General features: G+C 68.6%; 12 protein-coding genes and 4 pseudogenes. 8 read left to right on the top strand and 8 right to left on the bottom strand.

All coding sequences use genetic code 11. The features are described 5' to 3' along the window. Positions 1-54: 54 nt before the first annotated feature. The 3 genes from QMK24_RS04580 to QMK24_RS04570 are packed head-to-tail and all read right to left on the bottom strand — an operon-like array spanning position 55 to position 3,242. Positions 55-702, bottom strand: coding sequence for an MBL fold metallo-hydrolase (locus QMK24_RS04580; protein WP_283463792.1), 648 nt, complete (start codon positions 700-702; stop codon positions 55-57). Between the two features lie 37 nt (positions 703-739). Then, a complete protein-coding gene (pcaDC, locus tag QMK24_RS04575; protein ID WP_283463791.1) occupies positions 740-2,002 on the bottom strand; it encodes a bifunctional 3-oxoadipate enol-lactonase/4-carboxymuconolactone decarboxylase PcaDC in 1,263 nt (420 codons plus the stop codon). Between the two features lie 28 nt (positions 2,003-2,030). Continuing rightward, positions 2,031-3,242 (bottom strand): site-specific integrase, encoded by a 1,212-nt coding sequence (locus QMK24_RS04570; RefSeq protein WP_283463790.1) that lies wholly within the window; start codon positions 3,240-3,242, stop codon positions 2,031-2,033. A gap of 215 nt (positions 3,243-3,457) precedes the next feature. On the opposite strand from QMK24_RS04570, the gene QMK24_RS04565 reads away from it, so the two are divergent. Together QMK24_RS04565 and QMK24_RS04560 are read left to right on the top strand one after the other, a co-directional pair. Then, on the top strand, positions 3,458-3,733 hold the full coding sequence (locus QMK24_RS04565) for a polymorphic toxin type 24 domain-containing protein (RefSeq protein ID WP_283463789.1): 276 nt from the start codon (positions 3,458-3,460) through the stop codon (positions 3,731-3,733). A 15-nt stretch (positions 3,734-3,748) separates the two neighbouring features. Further along, a complete protein-coding gene (locus tag QMK24_RS04560) occupies positions 3,749-4,261 on the top strand; it encodes a hypothetical protein (RefSeq protein WP_283463788.1) in 513 nt (170 codons plus the stop codon). 47 nt (positions 4,262-4,308) lie between these two features. On the opposite strand, the pseudogene QMK24_RS04555 reads toward QMK24_RS04560, so the two are convergent. Together QMK24_RS04555 and QMK24_RS41675 are read right to left on the bottom strand one after the other, a co-directional pair. Further along, positions 4,309-4,500 (bottom strand): annotated as a pseudogene (locus QMK24_RS04555) (alkaline phosphatase PhoX); the annotation flags it as partial. Positions 4,501-4,541: 41 nt separating this feature from the next. Further along, positions 4,542-4,736, bottom strand: a pseudogene (locus QMK24_RS41675) (IS701 family transposase); the annotation flags it as partial. Positions 4,737-5,499: 763 nt separating this feature from the next. Here QMK24_RS41675 and QMK24_RS04540 point away from each other — a divergent pair. From QMK24_RS04540 to QMK24_RS41670, 4 genes and pseudogenes are all read left to right on the top strand, one after another. Further along, complete coding sequence (locus tag QMK24_RS04540) at positions 5,500-6,981, top strand: xanthine dehydrogenase small subunit (RefSeq protein WP_283463787.1); 1,482 nt, start codon at positions 5,500-5,502, stop codon at positions 6,979-6,981. Next, positions 6,978-9,422 (top strand): xanthine dehydrogenase molybdopterin binding subunit, encoded by a 2,445-nt coding sequence (gene xdhB / locus QMK24_RS04535; protein ID WP_283463786.1) that lies wholly within the window; start codon positions 6,978-6,980, stop codon positions 9,420-9,422. The genes QMK24_RS04540 and xdhB overlap by 4 nt, the downstream gene beginning before the upstream one ends. 1 nt (position 9,423) lies before the next feature. Then, positions 9,424-10,233 carry a xanthine dehydrogenase accessory protein XdhC gene (gene xdhC, locus QMK24_RS04530; protein ID WP_283463878.1) on the top strand — a complete coding sequence of 270 codons (810 nt, stop codon included), beginning with the start codon at positions 9,424-9,426 and terminating at the stop codon, positions 10,231-10,233. Between the two features lie 172 nt (positions 10,234-10,405). Further along, positions 10,406-10,570: pseudogene (locus tag QMK24_RS41670) on the top strand (IS30 family transposase); the annotation flags it as partial. A 148-nt stretch (positions 10,571-10,718) separates the two neighbouring features. Here the strand turns inward: QMK24_RS41670 and QMK24_RS04525 are convergent. Then, complete coding sequence (locus QMK24_RS04525; RefSeq protein WP_283463785.1) at positions 10,719-11,222, bottom strand: nucleoside deaminase; 504 nt, start codon at positions 11,220-11,222, stop codon at positions 10,719-10,721. Between the two features lie 524 nt (positions 11,223-11,746). Between QMK24_RS04525 and QMK24_RS04510 the strand changes: the two genes are divergently transcribed. Both QMK24_RS04510 and QMK24_RS04505 read left to right on the top strand, forming a co-directional pair. Beyond that, complete coding sequence (locus QMK24_RS04510; protein ID WP_502962555.1) at positions 11,747-13,222, top strand: NAD(P)/FAD-dependent oxidoreductase; 1,476 nt, start codon at positions 11,747-11,749, stop codon at positions 13,220-13,222. Continuing rightward, positions 13,183-13,443, top strand: a pseudogene (locus QMK24_RS04505) (carbamoyltransferase N-terminal domain-containing protein); the annotation flags it as partial. The gene QMK24_RS04510 and the pseudogene QMK24_RS04505, both read left to right, overlap by 40 nt. Before the next feature lie 93 nt (positions 13,444-13,536). On the opposite strand, the gene QMK24_RS04500 reads toward QMK24_RS04505, so the two are convergent. Together QMK24_RS04500 and QMK24_RS04495 are read right to left on the bottom strand one after the other, a co-directional pair. Continuing rightward, positions 13,537-14,082 (bottom strand): hypothetical protein, encoded by a 546-nt coding sequence (locus QMK24_RS04500; RefSeq protein ID WP_283463784.1) that lies wholly within the window; start codon positions 14,080-14,082, stop codon positions 13,537-13,539. After that, positions 14,079-15,215: an ROK family glucokinase gene (locus QMK24_RS04495; protein ID WP_283463783.1), complete on the bottom strand. Its 1,137-nt coding sequence runs from the start codon at positions 15,213-15,215 to the stop codon at positions 14,079-14,081. The genes QMK24_RS04500 and QMK24_RS04495 overlap by 4 nt, the downstream gene beginning before the upstream one ends. Between the last annotated feature and the right edge of the window lie 5 nt (positions 15,216-15,220).

Here is a 15,220-nt window from a genome sequence, read left to right as displayed (position 1 = left end):
GTCCGGCACCGACAACCGCCCCGGAGCAACCCGGGGCGGCGCTCCTCGCGGCGGTCAGACCAGTTCGACGGATTCGCCGGGGACGAGCCTGCGGTGCTCGCCGCCGCCGATGCCGGGCCCGTCCGGGCCGAGCATGCGGCCGTAGACCATGAACGCGATGTCGGTGAGCAGCCCGTCGTGGACGTCGAAGGCACGCTGCGGCTTGACCTCGCGGAGGTAGTCGATGACCTCGGAGAGCTTGCTCCACGGGGCCTGCAGCGGGAGCAGCAGGGTGTCGACGGGACGGTCGGGCACCGTCAGCGCGTCACCGGGGTGGAAGACCGAGCCGTCGACCACGTACCCCTGGTTGGCGATCCGCGGGATGTCCGGGTGGATCACGGCGTGCAACTGGCCGTGCACCTCGATGTCGAAGCCCGCGGCGGTGAAGGTGTCACCCTCACCGACGGTGTGCACCCGGCCCGGGAAGGCCCCGGACACCAGGTCGGCGACGCTCTTGAGGGTCCAGACCTGGGCGGCCGGATTGGCGTCCATCGCGACCCGCAGCCGGTCCTCGTTGAAGTGGTCCAGGTGCTCATGGGTGATGAGGATCGCCTCGGCGCCGGCCGCCGCGTCCTCCTCCGTGAAGGAGCCGGGATCGATGACGAGCACCTGCCCGTCCTTTTCCAGCCTGACGCAGGCGTGGCCCTTCTTGGTCAGCTTCACTGTTGCTCCTCGGAACGGATGAGCGATACGGGAACCATCATCGCGGAGGTTCGCCCGCCGGGCGGGCGACCGACGTTTCCTCCTGGATCACGCGCTGCGCGACCGCGAACGCGGAATTCGCCGCCGGGACACCGCAGTAGACAGCGGTGTGCAGCAGCGCCTCCTTGATCTCGGCGGGGGTGAGGCCGTTGCGCAGCGCGGCGCGGGTGTGGAAGGCGAGCTCTTTGAGATGCCCGCCGGCGGTCAGCGCCGTCAGCGTGATGATGCTGCGGGTGCGGCGGTCCAGACCGGGGCGGGCCCACACCTCGCCCCAGGCGTAGCGGGTGATGAACTCCTGGAACTCACCGGTGAAGTCGTCGGCCCGGTCGGCTGCCCGGTCGACATGCGCGTCGCCCAGGACCTCCCTGCGGATCCGCAGGCCCTCGTCGTACGGGTCGGGGCGTACCTCCGGCACCGCGGCCGGCTGCTCGGCGGCGGGCGGGGCGGCCGGGGCCGTGAGCACGGCCGTGGTCGAGGCGACGGCCTGATCGGACCAGGCGGTGCTGAAGTGCCGTACCAGGAGTTCACCGACGGCCGCGGGCTGCTCCACCGGGGTGAGGTGGGAGGCGGCGGGCACCACGGCGAGCTTGGCGTCGGGTATCCCGGCGACCAGGACGCGCGCGTCGGCGGGCGGCGTCGCGGGGTCGTCCGCGCCGGCCACGACGAGGGTGGGGACCGCGATCCGGCCCAGCTCGTCGCGTACGTCATGTGCGGCCAGTGCCTCGCAGGCGGCGATGTAGCAGTCCGCGTCAGTGGTGCGCACCATCTGCACGGCCCATTCGACGATGCCGGCCTGGGCGGACCGGAAGCCGTCGGTGAACCACCGTTCGGGGACGGTGTGGGCGACCTGGCCGAGACCGTTGGCCCGGACGACGACGCCGCGCTGCCGCCAGGCGTCGGCGGTGCCGTGCCGGGCGGCGGCGGAGACGAGGGCCAGGGCCGCTATCCGGTCGGGCCGCACCAGCGCGATCCGGACGCCGACGGCCGCCCCGATGGAGCAGCCCGCGTAGCCGAAGCGGTCGATGCCCAGTGCGTCGAGGGTGGCGAGCAGGCGGTCCGCCAGGTCGGCGACCGAAGTCGCGGGCTCGGCGGGCGCGCCGCCGTGGCCGGGCAGGTCGTAGCGCAGGACCCGCCAGTGGCGGGTCAGCCCGGGCAGCTGGCGGTCCCACATGTGCCAGGTGGTGCCGAGGGCGGGTCCCAAGATCAGGATCGGTGCGTCTTCTGGCCCGTCAAAGCGGTATTGCAGGGTCTTGTTCGTCATCTGGCTCACCCGCTCACGCTCCCATATCTCACAACTTCTCACGGGAGGGGGTTGTCGGGAGACTCGCCAGACCTCCCCAGGTATGCGCCGCCGAGCGAAGATCCTCCACATCCGGCTTCACATACCAGCGCTTCGTGGTCTTGACGTTGGTGTGCCCCGCCCACCGGGCAAGGAGGTGATCCGGCACCCCGTTGTTCGCCAGGTATGTGAAGCAACTCGCGCGGGCATCGTACAAGCGGACCAACCAAAGCGCGTTCTCGGCCATGATCTTGTACGCCCGCACGCGCAGATGCCGCCCGTTGAGTGCCCGCCCGAGTTCGTCCACGAGCACGTACCCACTGTCCTCGTACGCCTCCCCCGCCGCCAGCTTCTCGGCCACCTGCGTGGCCCTGAAACGCTTCAGGGCCTCCCTGACCAGAGTGGGCAGAGGAAGCTGCCGCTCACCGGCGGCAGACTTCGTCTCCTTCTCCACCACGGTTTTGTTCCCCATCAGCGTTCGCGTGTTGGCAATGTCCAAGGTGGCCTTGCCCAGGGCGACGTCGGCCCAGCGCAGGCCGCAGATTTCTGCCGGACGCAGACCCATCAGGGAGAGAAGGAGGGGGGCGTACAGCCGATCGTCCTCCACCGCGAGCACGAAGGCATGAACCTCTGCCACGCCCCAGGGCTGCACCACCGTCTTGGTCTTGCGCTCCGCCTTGCGTGCCTTCCGAGGGATCGGGATCTCCTGGGCAACGTTCACGGTGACCAGGCGCCGCGTCATCGCCCGGTTCAGTGCGTCCTTCAGGCGCGAGAGAGACATCTCCACCGAGGTCACTCCCGGGCCCGTGCCCGCCTTGCCGCCACGAACGCGGCCCTCCTGGAGCGCCCACGTCATCCACGTCTCGACGTGGTCCTCGGTAAGTTCCTGAAGCCGGATGTGCCCAAGCTTCCCCCGGACACGGCCCACGGTCACCACGTAGTTGTAGATCGTGGTCTCTTCCAGGTCTTCCGCCTTTTTGGCGAGCCACTGATCGAGCCATTCGTTCACGGTGATCTTGTTGGGCGGCGCGAACGTCCCTTCGTGCCGACGGTTCGTAATGTGTGCGTACTCGGCCTTCGCTTCCTTCAGCGTGTCGAACGTGCGGGTCAGCTGCTTACCCTTCCCGGTGGCGGGGTCGATCCCTACGTCGACCACGAACCGGTACCTGACCTGCCCCTTCGCGTTCGGCGAGAGCTTCTTGATCGGGTCGGGCAGGATCACTCACTCTCCTTGAGGGCGTGGAAACTCCACATCGGCGGAGGCGTCGCTGCGTTTCAGCGAAGGGCGCCGCGGTCATCAGGGCAGCAGCAGACAGTGCCGCTCTCTTCCTCCTCGGGGGTTTGCGGCGCTGTCTACTGTGTCCGCTACGGCTCCACCGCCAAGCGGACCCACTCGGACTCTCCCCCTATCCGAATGAGCCGGGCGGCGCACCCGAGGTGCCAAATCCCGGCAAGCGCAGCCGCGCCCAGGACCTGCAGCCCGACGAGAACGCGCCAGGCAACCACACCGTCTTCGAACGGGACGCCAATGGGCGGGTCACCCGCTACCAGACCTGGAACCATGAACCCCGCAGCCCCAGCGGCTGGGCGAAGGGGCCCCGCTTCCGGGGTACGGGCAAGCCGCATTCCGGAGTCGGGCCGCCCATCTACTATCCGAAGGGCGGCGGCCTCGGTATCGACCCCCCGCCGGAGAATCTCCCGCTCGGTTACTGACAGATGGAGTGTGCGTTGCGATTTCCCGAGGAGCAGCTCGCCGTCCTACGGGCGGCCCACCCGGACGGCGAGGCCGAGAGCCCCGCCGACTGGCTGGCCGAGATCGGCGGGACGGTGGAGGCGATCCCCTACCGGTGGCTGTACTGGCCGGAGGTGTTCGAGCTGTCGGGTGCAGTCTTCGTGGATCTGTACGGCGCAGGGGAGGCGGAGATCGCGCGTCGGCTCGCGGCCGCCGTCGCGGCCGGGGGGCCAGGGCGCGGCAGCCAGGAGTGGACCGAGCTGGTCGACGGCTTCAACTTCTTCGAGATCTCGCAGCTGTTCCGTCAGTGGCGGGGGCCGCTCGACGCGAGTGAGGAGGCGGGGCTGGCGCTGGCCGGACTGCTGGTCGAGCCCTGGCGCGGCCGGCTGCGGGCAGCTTTCCCCGGGCGCGAGTTCGGCGTGCGGATCAGCCCGCCACAGCCGGAGCTGGGAGTGTGCGTGGAGGTGACCCAGAGTGCGCCGGACCTGCACCCGCCCGCGGGCTGGTGAGGACCGACGCACTCATGCGGCGGGTCCGGATGTCAGCGGAGCCCGGGTCAGCAGTGCTTCTGAAGCCGCCAGGGGCCGGCGATCGCCAGCGTGATCCCCAGCTCCTGGATGTTGGCGAAAAGGGTGTGGCCGTCGGGTGAGAAGGTCCCCCCGGTGAACTCGCCGTACTCCGGCTCCAGATCGGTGCCGATGTTCAGCCCGTTGCGCGCGATCGGGTAGGTGCGGCCGTCCTCCAGCGCGAAATCAACCGCGGCGGGGACTCTCCGCCCCCTCCTTCAACACGCATCCGGTCCGCTGTCACATGCCCGGCCCGCTCGGCCAGCGTCCAGCCGTTCTTTCTCGGAAGCTCCGCCAGCAGACCCTCGATGAACTGCGCGAACACCACCCGCGGCTCCGGCCGATTGAACAAGATCCCCAACGAGCCCGTCAACCGGGCCAGTTCGTCACGCCACTCGGCTATCAGCTCAGCCGTCACATCCCGCATCATGCCCGGTCAACGACAACCCCGGGGCGGGGTCACAAGATCTCCGACTGTAGTACATGGGGGCCCCGCGCCCGGCACCGCCTTGGTGAACACGTACCCAACCGCGCCGAGGGCGGAGGTCGCCGCGGAGTTCGGGGCGGATGCCTCCGCCGCGCGCGCAAACGGTCATGCCGGCACGCTCCGGCCGGACACCCCGCCGGCCGTGCCCTGCCGGCGTGGTCCGCGGCGCCTCCGGCGCGCGCTTTGCTGATGAGGGCTGCGGCTATGCCGATGAAAGCGAGGGAGCGCTCGGCCTTGCGCTCATGCGGCGGGGCAGGCGACGGCAGCCGGCCGGCCAGGACGCTCTGCGCTCGACCACCCGGCGGTGGGGCCCCAACCTCGAATCCGATCAGTATGTGAGAGGCCGAGATCAATCTCTTGACCTCTGTGGCATGAGCCATTAGTTTGCGGTAATCGTCGACCCATCATGACCGGAAGGAGGCGACCGGCGGATGTACACCAGCTCTGATCTTGGTCGCCTCGCCCAGTGCACAGTCTGGGTTCCGGGTCGGATCGCGCACGGCTGCTAAGCACGCCGTTCTGATGTGCCCGTTCGCGGCACATTCGGGGTTTCCCGTCACCATCTTCCGGCACGTCGCTGTTGCGTGCCTTTCTGCGCCCACTCCTCTCACGTGGCGCGCCTGAACACAGAAAGCTGCCTGAAATTGGCGAACATGATGAATCGACCGATCACGCACCGACACGAAGGCCTGTCATGGTAGCGGCGCGCATCACGGTCAACGGGAAAGAAGCACCGATTTCACCGGCTGCGCCCCACACCACAGCGCTGGATTTCCTGCGCGAGCGTGGCCTCACCGGGACCAAGGAGGGCTGCGCCGAGGGTGAGTGCGGCGCCTGTTCGGTCCTGGTGGCCCGCCCCGGGGTGAACAAGCCCACCGACTGGGTGGCGGTCAACGCCTGCCTGATCCCGGCCTCGGCGCTCGACGGTCAGGAGATCATTACCTCCGAGGGCCTCGCCACCGTCGGCGAGCCCGGCACACCAGCCACCCTGCACCCGGTGCAGGAGGAGATGGCGGTCCGCGGCGGCTCTCAGTGCGGCTATTGCACCCCGGGATTCGTGTGCAGCATGGCCGCCGAGTACTACAGGCCCAACCGTTGCGCGCACACGGAGTCGGGCGACAGCGCGGACTCGGCCGACAGCGCCGACGCCGAGCACGGTCCGAACGGTTTCGATCTGCACGCGCTGAGCGGAAACCTGTGCCGGTGCACCGGCTACCGCCCGATTCGCGATGCCGCGTTCGCCGTCGGTACGCCCACGGATGAGGACCCGATGGCGCAGCGTCGCGAGCAGTCCCCGCCCGCACCGGTCGCCACCGAATACACCCAGGACGGCAGCGCGTTCCTGCGGAAGAACACCCTGGCCGAAACCCTGCAGTTGCTGCGCGAGCGGCCCGACGCGGTGGTGGTCGCCGGATCCACCGACTGGGGCGTGGAGGTGAACATCCGTTCCCGTCGGGCGGATTGTGTGGTCGGCATTGACCGGCTGCCCGAACTGCGGGAGCTGCGAGTCGAATCCGATTTCATCGAGATCGGGGCGGCGCTGACGCTCACCGAGATCGAACGCCGGCTCGACGGAGACGTCCCGCTGCTGGCAGAGCTGTTCCCGCAGTTCGCGTCCCGGCTCATCCGTAACAGTGCATCCCTCGGCGGCAACCTGGGTACCGGCTCCCCCATCGGTGACAGCCCGCCGGTGTTGCTCGCGCTGGAGGCATCGGTGGTGCTCGCCGACGCCGACGGTGAGCGCGAGGTCCCGCTAGCGGACTACTTCACCGGCTACCGGCAGAGCGTGCGGCGTCCCGGCGAGCTGATCCGCTCGGTACGCGTCCCGTTGCCGCTGTCGCCGGTCGTGGCCTTCCACAAGATCGCCAAGCGGCGCTTCGACGATATCTCCAGCGTGGCCGTCGCTTTCGCGCTCGACATCGAGGACGGGATCGTCCGCAAGGCACGCATCGGCCTGGGCGGCGTGGCCGCCACCCCGATCCGTTCCCTCGCCACCGAGGCGGCCCTGGAGGGCAAGCCCTGGTCGACGGAGACCGTCGAGGCCGCGGCCCGGGAGCTGCGGGGCGAGGGCACGCCGATGAGCGATCATCGCGCCAGCTCCCTCTACCGCTCCGCGATGCTGGGCCAGAGCCTGCTGAAGCTGTACGCGCAAACCACTGAGGCGGTGTCGTCATGAGTCATCTGTCCGAACGCCCCGAAAAGCCTGTCGTCGGCGTCTCCATGCCGCACGAGAGTGCCACCCTGCACGTCACCGGCACCGCGCTGTACACCGATGACCTGGTCTACCGCACCAAGGACGTCCTGCACGCCTACCCGGTCCAGGTCATGAAGGCCCACGGCCGGATCACCGCGCTGCGCACCGAGCCCGCGCTTGCCGTGCCCGGCGTGGTCCGCGTGCTGACCGTCTCCGACGTGCCCGGCGTCAACGATGCCGGTATGAAGCACGACGAGCCCCTCTTCCCCGACGAGGTCATGTTCCACGGCCACGCCGTCGCCTGGGTGCTCGGCGAGACCCTGGAGGCGGCCCGGCTCGGTGCGGCGGCCGTCGAGGTCGAACTCGACGAACTGCCCGCCGTGGTCACCCTGCAGGACGCGATCGCGACCGAGAGTTTCCACGGCGCCCGTCCCCTGATGGTGGCCGGCGACATCGACGCCGGCTTCGACGGCTCCGCGCACGTGTTCACCGGCGAGTTCCAGTTCTCCGACCAGGAGCACTTCTACCTCGAGACACACGCCGCGCTGGCCCTCATCGACGAGAACGGGCAGCTGTTCATCCAGAGCAGCACCCAGCATCCTTCGGAGACCCAGGAGATCGTCGCGCACGTCCTCGGACTGCACAGCCACGAGGTGACGGTGCAGTGCCTGCGGATGGGCGGCGGCTTCGGCGGCAAGGAAATGCAGCCGCACGGATTCGCGGCCATCGCGGCGCTCGGTGCCAAGCTGACCGGTCGGCCCGTACGGGTACGGCTCAACCGGACGCAGGACCTGACCATGTCCGGCAAGCGCCACGGGTTCCACGCCACGTGGAAGATCGGCTTCGACGCGGACGGCCGCATCCAGGCCTTGGACGCCACCCTGACCGCGGACGGCGGCTGGAGCCTGGACCTCTCCGAGCCGGTGGTCGCCCGCGCGTTGTGCCACATCGACAACACGTACTGGATTCCCAACGCGCGCGTCGCCGGTCGCATCGCCAAGACCAACAAGGTCTCCAACACCGCGTTCCGCGGCTTCGGCGGACCCCAGGGCATGCTGGTGATCGAGGACATACTGGGCCGGTGCGCGCCGCTGCTCGGCCTGGACCCGATGGAGTTGCGGGAACGGAACTTCTACCAGCCGGGGCGGGGCCAGACGACACCGTACGGGCAGCCGGTCACCCAGCCCGAACGGATCTCCGCCGTCTGGCAGCAAGTACAGGCCGACGCCGGCATCACCGATCGCAAGCGCGAGATCGCGGCCTTCAACGCCGCACACCCGAACACCAAGCGGGCGCTCGCGATGTCCGGGATCAAGTTCGGCATCTCCTTCAACCTCACCGCCTTCAACCAGGCCGGCGCGCTGGTGCTGATCTACAAGGACGGTTCGGTCCTGATCACCCACGGCGGCACCGAGATGGGACAGGGACTGCATACCAAGATGCTGCAGGTGGCCGCGACCACCCTGGGTATTCCGCTGCACAAGGTGCGGCTGGCCCCGACTCGGACGGATAAGGTACCCAACACCTCTGCCACCGCGGCGAGTTCAGGAGCTGACCTCAACGGTGCGGCGGTGAAGAACGCCTGTGAGCAGTTGCGTGAGCGGCTGCGGCAGGTGGCCGGCACCCAGTTGGTCGGGAACGCCTCGGACGTCCGCATCGTCGAGGGCGTCGCACGGATCCTCGGCAGTGACAAGGAGCTGGCCTGGGACGACCTGGTGCGCACCGCGTACTTCCAGCGGGTCCAACTGTCGGCGGCCGGTTTCTACCGCACCGAGGGGCTGCACTGGGACGCGAAGACGTTCCATGGCTCGCCGTTCAAGTACTTCTCCTACGGCGCCGCCGCGACCGAGGTGGAAGTGGACGGCTTCACCGGCGCCTACCGCATCCGGCGGGTGGACATCGTGCAGGATGTCGGCGACAGCCTGTCCCCGATGATCGACATCGGTCAGGTCGAGGGTGGCTTCGTGCAGGGAGCGGGCTGGCTGACCCTGGAGGACATGCGCTGGGACGCCACTGACGGGCCGCACCGTGGCCGGCTGCTGACCCAGGCCGCGAGCACCTACAAGCTGCCGAGCTTCTCGGAGATGCCCGAGGAGTTCAACGTCTCGCTGATGCAGAACGCCACCGAAGAGGGGGCTGTGTTCGGGTCCAAGGCCGTGGGTGAGCCTCCGTTGATGCTGGCGTTCTCGGTCCGCGAGGCGCTGCGGCAGGCAGCCGCCGCGTTCGGGCCGAGCGGGGTCAGCGTCGACTTGGCCTCGCCGGCTACGCCGGAAGCGGTGTACTGGGCCATCGAGGAGGCCCGCCGGGGCGCTGCCTCCCAGAACGGTCACGCCGACGGGTTTGCCGCAGGCGGCCACGCCGAAAGCAGCCAGGCCTCCAACGGCAAGGTCCGAACCGTCGCAACAGCGTTGAGCGGTGCCTGACATGACGTGGATCGCCGCGGTCGCACGGTTGCGGGCACGCCGGGAGTCCGGCGTGCTGGTGACCGTCACGACCGTGCGCGGCCATGCCCCGCGCGACGCCGGTGCGAAACTGGTGGTGGGGCGGAGTGACACGTGGGGCTCGATCGGCGGCGGCAACGTCGAGGCCGTCGCGATCGATCGATCCCGGGAGATGATCGCCGCGTCCAAGCCTGAGCCGGCGCTGATCGATTTCGCCCTGAACGACAAAGTGACCAACCAACACGGCGTGCAGTGCTGCGGCGGCACGGTCTCGGTGCTGCTCGAACCCCTGCCGGTGGTACGGGCGGTGGCCGTCTTCGGCGTGGGGCACGTCGGGCTGGAGCTGGCGCGCATCCTGGCACGTCAGGATCTCGACCTCCATCTGATCGACACCCGCTCCGACATGCTCACCAAGGAGCGGCTCGATGTGCTGGCGGACGCGGTGGCGCAGGTGCATGTACATCACACGCCGCTGCTGCCCGAGGAGGTGCTGGAGGAGCTGCCGCGCGGCACCCACATCCTGATCATGACCCATGATCACGCCGAGGACGCCGCTCTGTGCGACGCCGCCTTGCGCACCACCCACCTCGGCTCCATCGGGCTGATCGGGTCGGCTGCCAAGTGGGTGCGGTTCCGCAAGCGCCTCGCCACCGAGGGGGAGCACGACGAGGCCACCATCGATCGGATCAAGACCCCGGTAGGGCTGGCCGACATCACCGGCAAGGAACCCGCGACGATCGCCGTGAGCGTCGCCGCCGATCTGCTGCGCACCTTCGAAACCGAGGGCCACTGACCCTCCACCCGGATCGACAGGGGTGCCCCGCGCTCGTGCGAACGCACACATGCGAGGGGCACCCTTGACGCTCTCCTGCCCCGCCCGGAGCCGATCGTGAAGTAAAGGCCCTAGGTCACGGCAAGTGCTTGGGTTCTAGGAGTCGTGGCAACACCCCAGCTCAAGGGGTGGCATGGACTTCGAGATCCGTGAGGACCGGCAGCCGCAGGGACGTAAGAAGCTCACTCATGAGCGGGCGGCATGCTCCCGGCTCATGGAACAGGGCGTAGGCAACACGGAAGCGTGCCGGATCGTCGGGATCAACCGGCGGACACGGCCGCCCACGCGAAACGCTCGACTGGGAAACCCCAGCCGAGCGCCTGCATAAACTGCTCGCGGCCTGATGAACACGACCACGTGTTGCCACGACCCCTGGAAACCGCCGTGAGTCCTGGGGCCTTTACAGATCCGCCTTCGGGATTCGAACCCGAGACGTGAACCGCATTTCAGTAGTCGATGCGGTCGGACTTGGCCAGCCAAGCGTCGAACGGCGCCGTAGGGTTCGGCATGTCCACTCGCTCGATCGCCATCGGCCACAGCTCCGCGGGCTTCTTTTCGAACAGGTCGTAGAACTTGCGGTCGTCGAAACCGGCCATCGCAGCGTCATGCCGATCAGCGGCGAAGATGATCCGGTCGACCCGCGCCCACAGTGCAGAGGAAAGACACATCGGGCACGGCTCACAGGAGGTGACCAGGACGCAGCCCTCGAGCGAGAAAGTGCCCCGCTTCTGGCAGGCGGCACGTATCGCGCTCACCTCGCCATGCGCCGTCGGGTCCAGGTTCGAAGTGACCTTGTTGTGCCCGATCGCGACAATCTCGCTACCCATGGCGATCAGTGCGCCGAACGGACCGCCGCCGTTCTTCACGCTGGTGGTGGCAAGGCCGATGGCCTCATCCATCCATGTGCGCTCGAGCTCCTGGATGCTCGTTTCTTGGGTATACACGGTCATGGTCACTCCTTTGTCGCAGACGGTGGGGACTCCCCGAATGCTCTGCCGTGCGGGACACGTCACGGGCAGAGCATTCGGGGCAACAAGTGGGGCTCCGCGGGTGCCGCCGTGAGATCAGCTCGGTCGGCGACACCCGCAGGACATCAGCGCGGCTAGGCGCAGACAATGCGCTCCGGTGATGCGGGAGAAGTCTGGTTGGTCATCAGGAAGCCTCCACTGTCCCTTCCGTGACTGTTCAGGTGCTGGTATAGCGCAAGTACATCCGCCGGGCCCTGTCGAGGGTCAGTCACCGAAACCATGAAGGAGTTGGCTGGTCGGCTGGCCCCTCTTGTGGATTCGTACGAAAGGTAGGACTCAGTGAACCCTTCATCCTGAGCGCCAGGCGATCTCGATGGCGTGGACGGCGGCGACGGTGCTGCTGATCCGGTTGGTGCTGATCCGGTTGGTGCTGCACCGGCGCTTTGCGGAGGATCTGCCACTGCTTCCGGCGGGCGAAAGCCCGCTCGTCCGGTGCCCGGCGCCGGGTGTGGTCCTTGTTGCTGACCATCCATGGAGTCGGTCCCGTAACCGCCGCCCGGCTCCTCGTTGCTGTCGGTGACAATCCCGGACGCCTGCGCTCCGAGGCAGCCTTCGCCTATCTGTGCGGCGTTGCCCCCATACCCGCCTCCGCCGGACGCCGGGACCGCCACCGGCTCAACCGCGGAGGAAACCGCTCCGTCAACGCCACTCTGTACCGCATCGCCGTCGTCCGCATGCAACGAGACCGTCGGGCACGCGAGTACGTCGCCCGCCGCACTGCGCAAGGCCTGCGGAAGAAAGACATCATTTGCTGTCTGAAACGCTCCATAGCCCGTGAGGTCTTCAAGGCTCTCACCTGCACCAATAGCAAAGAGAGCGCCTCAGTAACCCCGGTGTTCCCTCCGAAATATCCGACGGCGACGCCATGCGGCTGCGCGCACTGCTGGAAACCGAGGCGCTCGGGCTGCGGCGGGGCATCCGCGCACACCGCGGGCATGGTCCGCACCTACTTCCCCGGCGACCCCGAGACCGGGCGAATGGCCGTGCGCAGCCTGAACGCCTACCACGACTTCGCCCGCCACACCGCAGCCCCCCTCGCCCTGAAGCGGCTCGGGTTCATGGTGCTGTTCACCGACGAACAGCAGATCGCCGCATTCGAGGCCACCCATCAAGCCCAGCAGGCCGCCGGCGTCCAAGTCGGCCTGATCAGTGCCCGCGAAGCGTCCGGACTCAACCCGCTGATCAACGAACGCGCCGTCCTGGCCGCCGCCTGGTCTCCGGAGGCGTACCACGTGGACGGCCTCGACATCGTCCGCGGTTACGCCGCCGCCGCCCGCAATCACGGCGCACGCCTGTTCACCCACACACCCGTCACATGCATCGACGACGACAACACCATCCACACCCCGCAGGGCAGCATCAAGGCAGACAGCATCGTGTGCACGGCCGGGCCCTGGTCCGGCGAGGTGGCATCCATGGCATCGGTCGACCTGCCGATGAGACCCCACGCGATCGAGATGCTGTTCACCGACGCCCCGCCCTCCCCGCACCGCGAGATGCCCATGACGATGCACGCCACATCCGGCCTGCGGATCCGCTCATGGAAGGACCGCATCCTCCTCGCCATGGGCGTACCCAAGGCAGGCGAAGCACGCGAAGCCTGGCTCGGCCGCATCGCCGGCCATCTCGGCACCCTGTTCCCCGCCTTGGACGGCATCGGCCTGCAACGCCCGTGGAGCGGCGACTTCGACGCCAGCCCCAACAACACCGCCCTCATCGGCGAACACCCCACCCGCCGCTTCCTGTACGCGGCCGGATTCACCGGCGCGGGCCTGTGCCAGGCACCCGCGGCCGGGGAAAAGCTCCGCGACCTGCTGATCGTCAAGAAGCCCGCACCGGACACCGCCCCGACCCGGCCAAGGTCCGCTTCGTCCCTCACCACCTGGCCCACGCCACGACCGGCTACTACCTCGCCGGCATGAGGGACTCCGCGTTCCTCGTCAGCGACGGCCGCGCTGAACGCTTCTCGACCTTGATGGGCGAGATCCGCGACGGCCGGATCACCGTCTTCGACGACACCGTCACCGGTGCCGAGTACTCCATCGGCACCCTGTTCTCCGCCATCACCCGCTTCCTTGGCTTCGTCCCCAACAACGGCGAGTACAAGGTGATGGGCCTGGCCGGATACACCGCGCCGCCGACTCCGAACCCGTTCATCGAGCACCTTCTGACGCTGCACGACGACGGCCGTTACACCTTCACCAAGCCTCTTCAGACCGACAACCTCCACTCCTGGTCAGAAATTGATCGTGGAGACCACGTAGACGACGGGATTCTCCGGGTCGGTGAGGTCGACGGTGATGTCGTGGTCCGGCTTGTCACCGTGCTGGGTACGCGACACTCCGGCCCACTGGTGTCCGGGGCCGAAGCTCCAGCCGGGCACCTTCGCCTGCTTGGGGGTGATGGTGACAGCACCGGACTTCAGCGCGGACCGGCTGATGCCCACCTGCGCGAGGAAGGTGTCGAGGCCGCCCGGGGTGGGCTGGAACTGGACGTACAGCACGCCGGTGTCCCAGGTGTTCGTCTCCAGATAGGCGATCTTCCGCGTCCAGTCGAGAGGGATCGGCACCTGGTAGATACGGCGCTGCGCCTTGGTGGGCCAGTCCCAGGTCAGATGGGTGGCGGCGGCGGACTCCTCCTTGTTCTGGCCGCTGTCGCGGCTCTGCTCGGCGGAGACGATCACATAGCCGACGGGTACCAGGATCAACAGCGGGACGACCGTCCAGTGCACCCAGCGGGGCACCTTCCGCAGCGCTCGGCTCTGCGGGCGGTCGCCGCTCACAGGCCCACCGCGCGGCCGAACCGCTCGTAGCGCTCGACGCGGCGCCGGTTGGCGCGCCGGAAGCGCCGGGCGACCAGCCGGGCGAGGTCGGCCGCGCCGACCAGACCGGCCTCGTTGCCCAGCTCGGCCTGCACGATGCGGGCCTCGGGGCGGTATCCGCGGCCGGTGAGGTTGCGCCGGAAGGCATCGCGGGCCGGGCCGATGAGCAGGTCGTCGGCGGCGCTGACGCCGCCGCCGATGACGAAGCAGGAGGGGTCGAGCGCGGCGGCGAGGTTGGCGATGCCGACACCGAGCCACTGGCCGATGTCCTGCAGCAGTTCGACGCACATGGCGTCGCCATCGCGGGCCAGCTGCGTGATCAGCGGACCGGTGATGTCGCCGATGTTGCCGCCGACCCGCTCGATGATCCCGTACGCGACGGGCGACTCGGCGGCGGCCATCTCACGGGCCTCGCGGACCAGGGCGTTGCCCGAGCTGTACTGCTCCCAGCAGCCGCGGTTGCCGCACGGGCAGCGGTGACCGCCGGGGACGACCTGCATATGGCCGAATTCGCCGGCCACCCCGTAGCGGCCGCGCTTGACCCTGCCATCCTCCAGGATGGCGCCGCCGATGCCGGTACCGAGCGTGATCATGACGAGATCGTCCTCACCGCGGCCGGCGCCGAAGCGCCATTCGGCCCAGGCGGCGGTGTTGGCGTCGTTGTCGACCATGACCGGCACCAGCAGCCGCTCCTCGAGCCGGTCGCGCAGCGGTTCGTCGCGCCAGGACAGGTGCGGGGCGAAGAGCACCCGGGAGCGGTCGGCGTCGACCCAGCCGGCGGCGCCGATGCCGACCGCGTGCACGTCATGCCGCTCCGACAGGTCGAGGACCAGCTCGACGATGGTGTCCTCGACGACCTTGGGGCTCTTGCTCCTGTCGGGCGTCTCGGCGCGGAGTTGCTCCAGGATGTTGCCGTCCGGGTCCACGACACCGGCCGCGACCTTGGTGCCGCCGATGTCGATACCGACCGTCGGCACTCTCGGCGCCGTCAGATGAGAGCGCCGCTCCCGGCGGCCGACGGTCTGCAACACGGTCGCCCGGGCCGCGCCCTTGCGCTGAAAGGCTGATCGGTCGCTGCGTGACGCTGCTGGCAAGGGTC

It is taken from the genome of Streptomyces sp. PH10-H1, assembly GCF_030063355.1.
In the GTDB taxonomy this organism is placed as follows: Bacteria; Actinomycetota; Actinomycetes; order Streptomycetales; family Streptomycetaceae; genus Actinacidiphila.
This window is presented reverse-complemented; position numbering and strand designations above follow the sequence as displayed.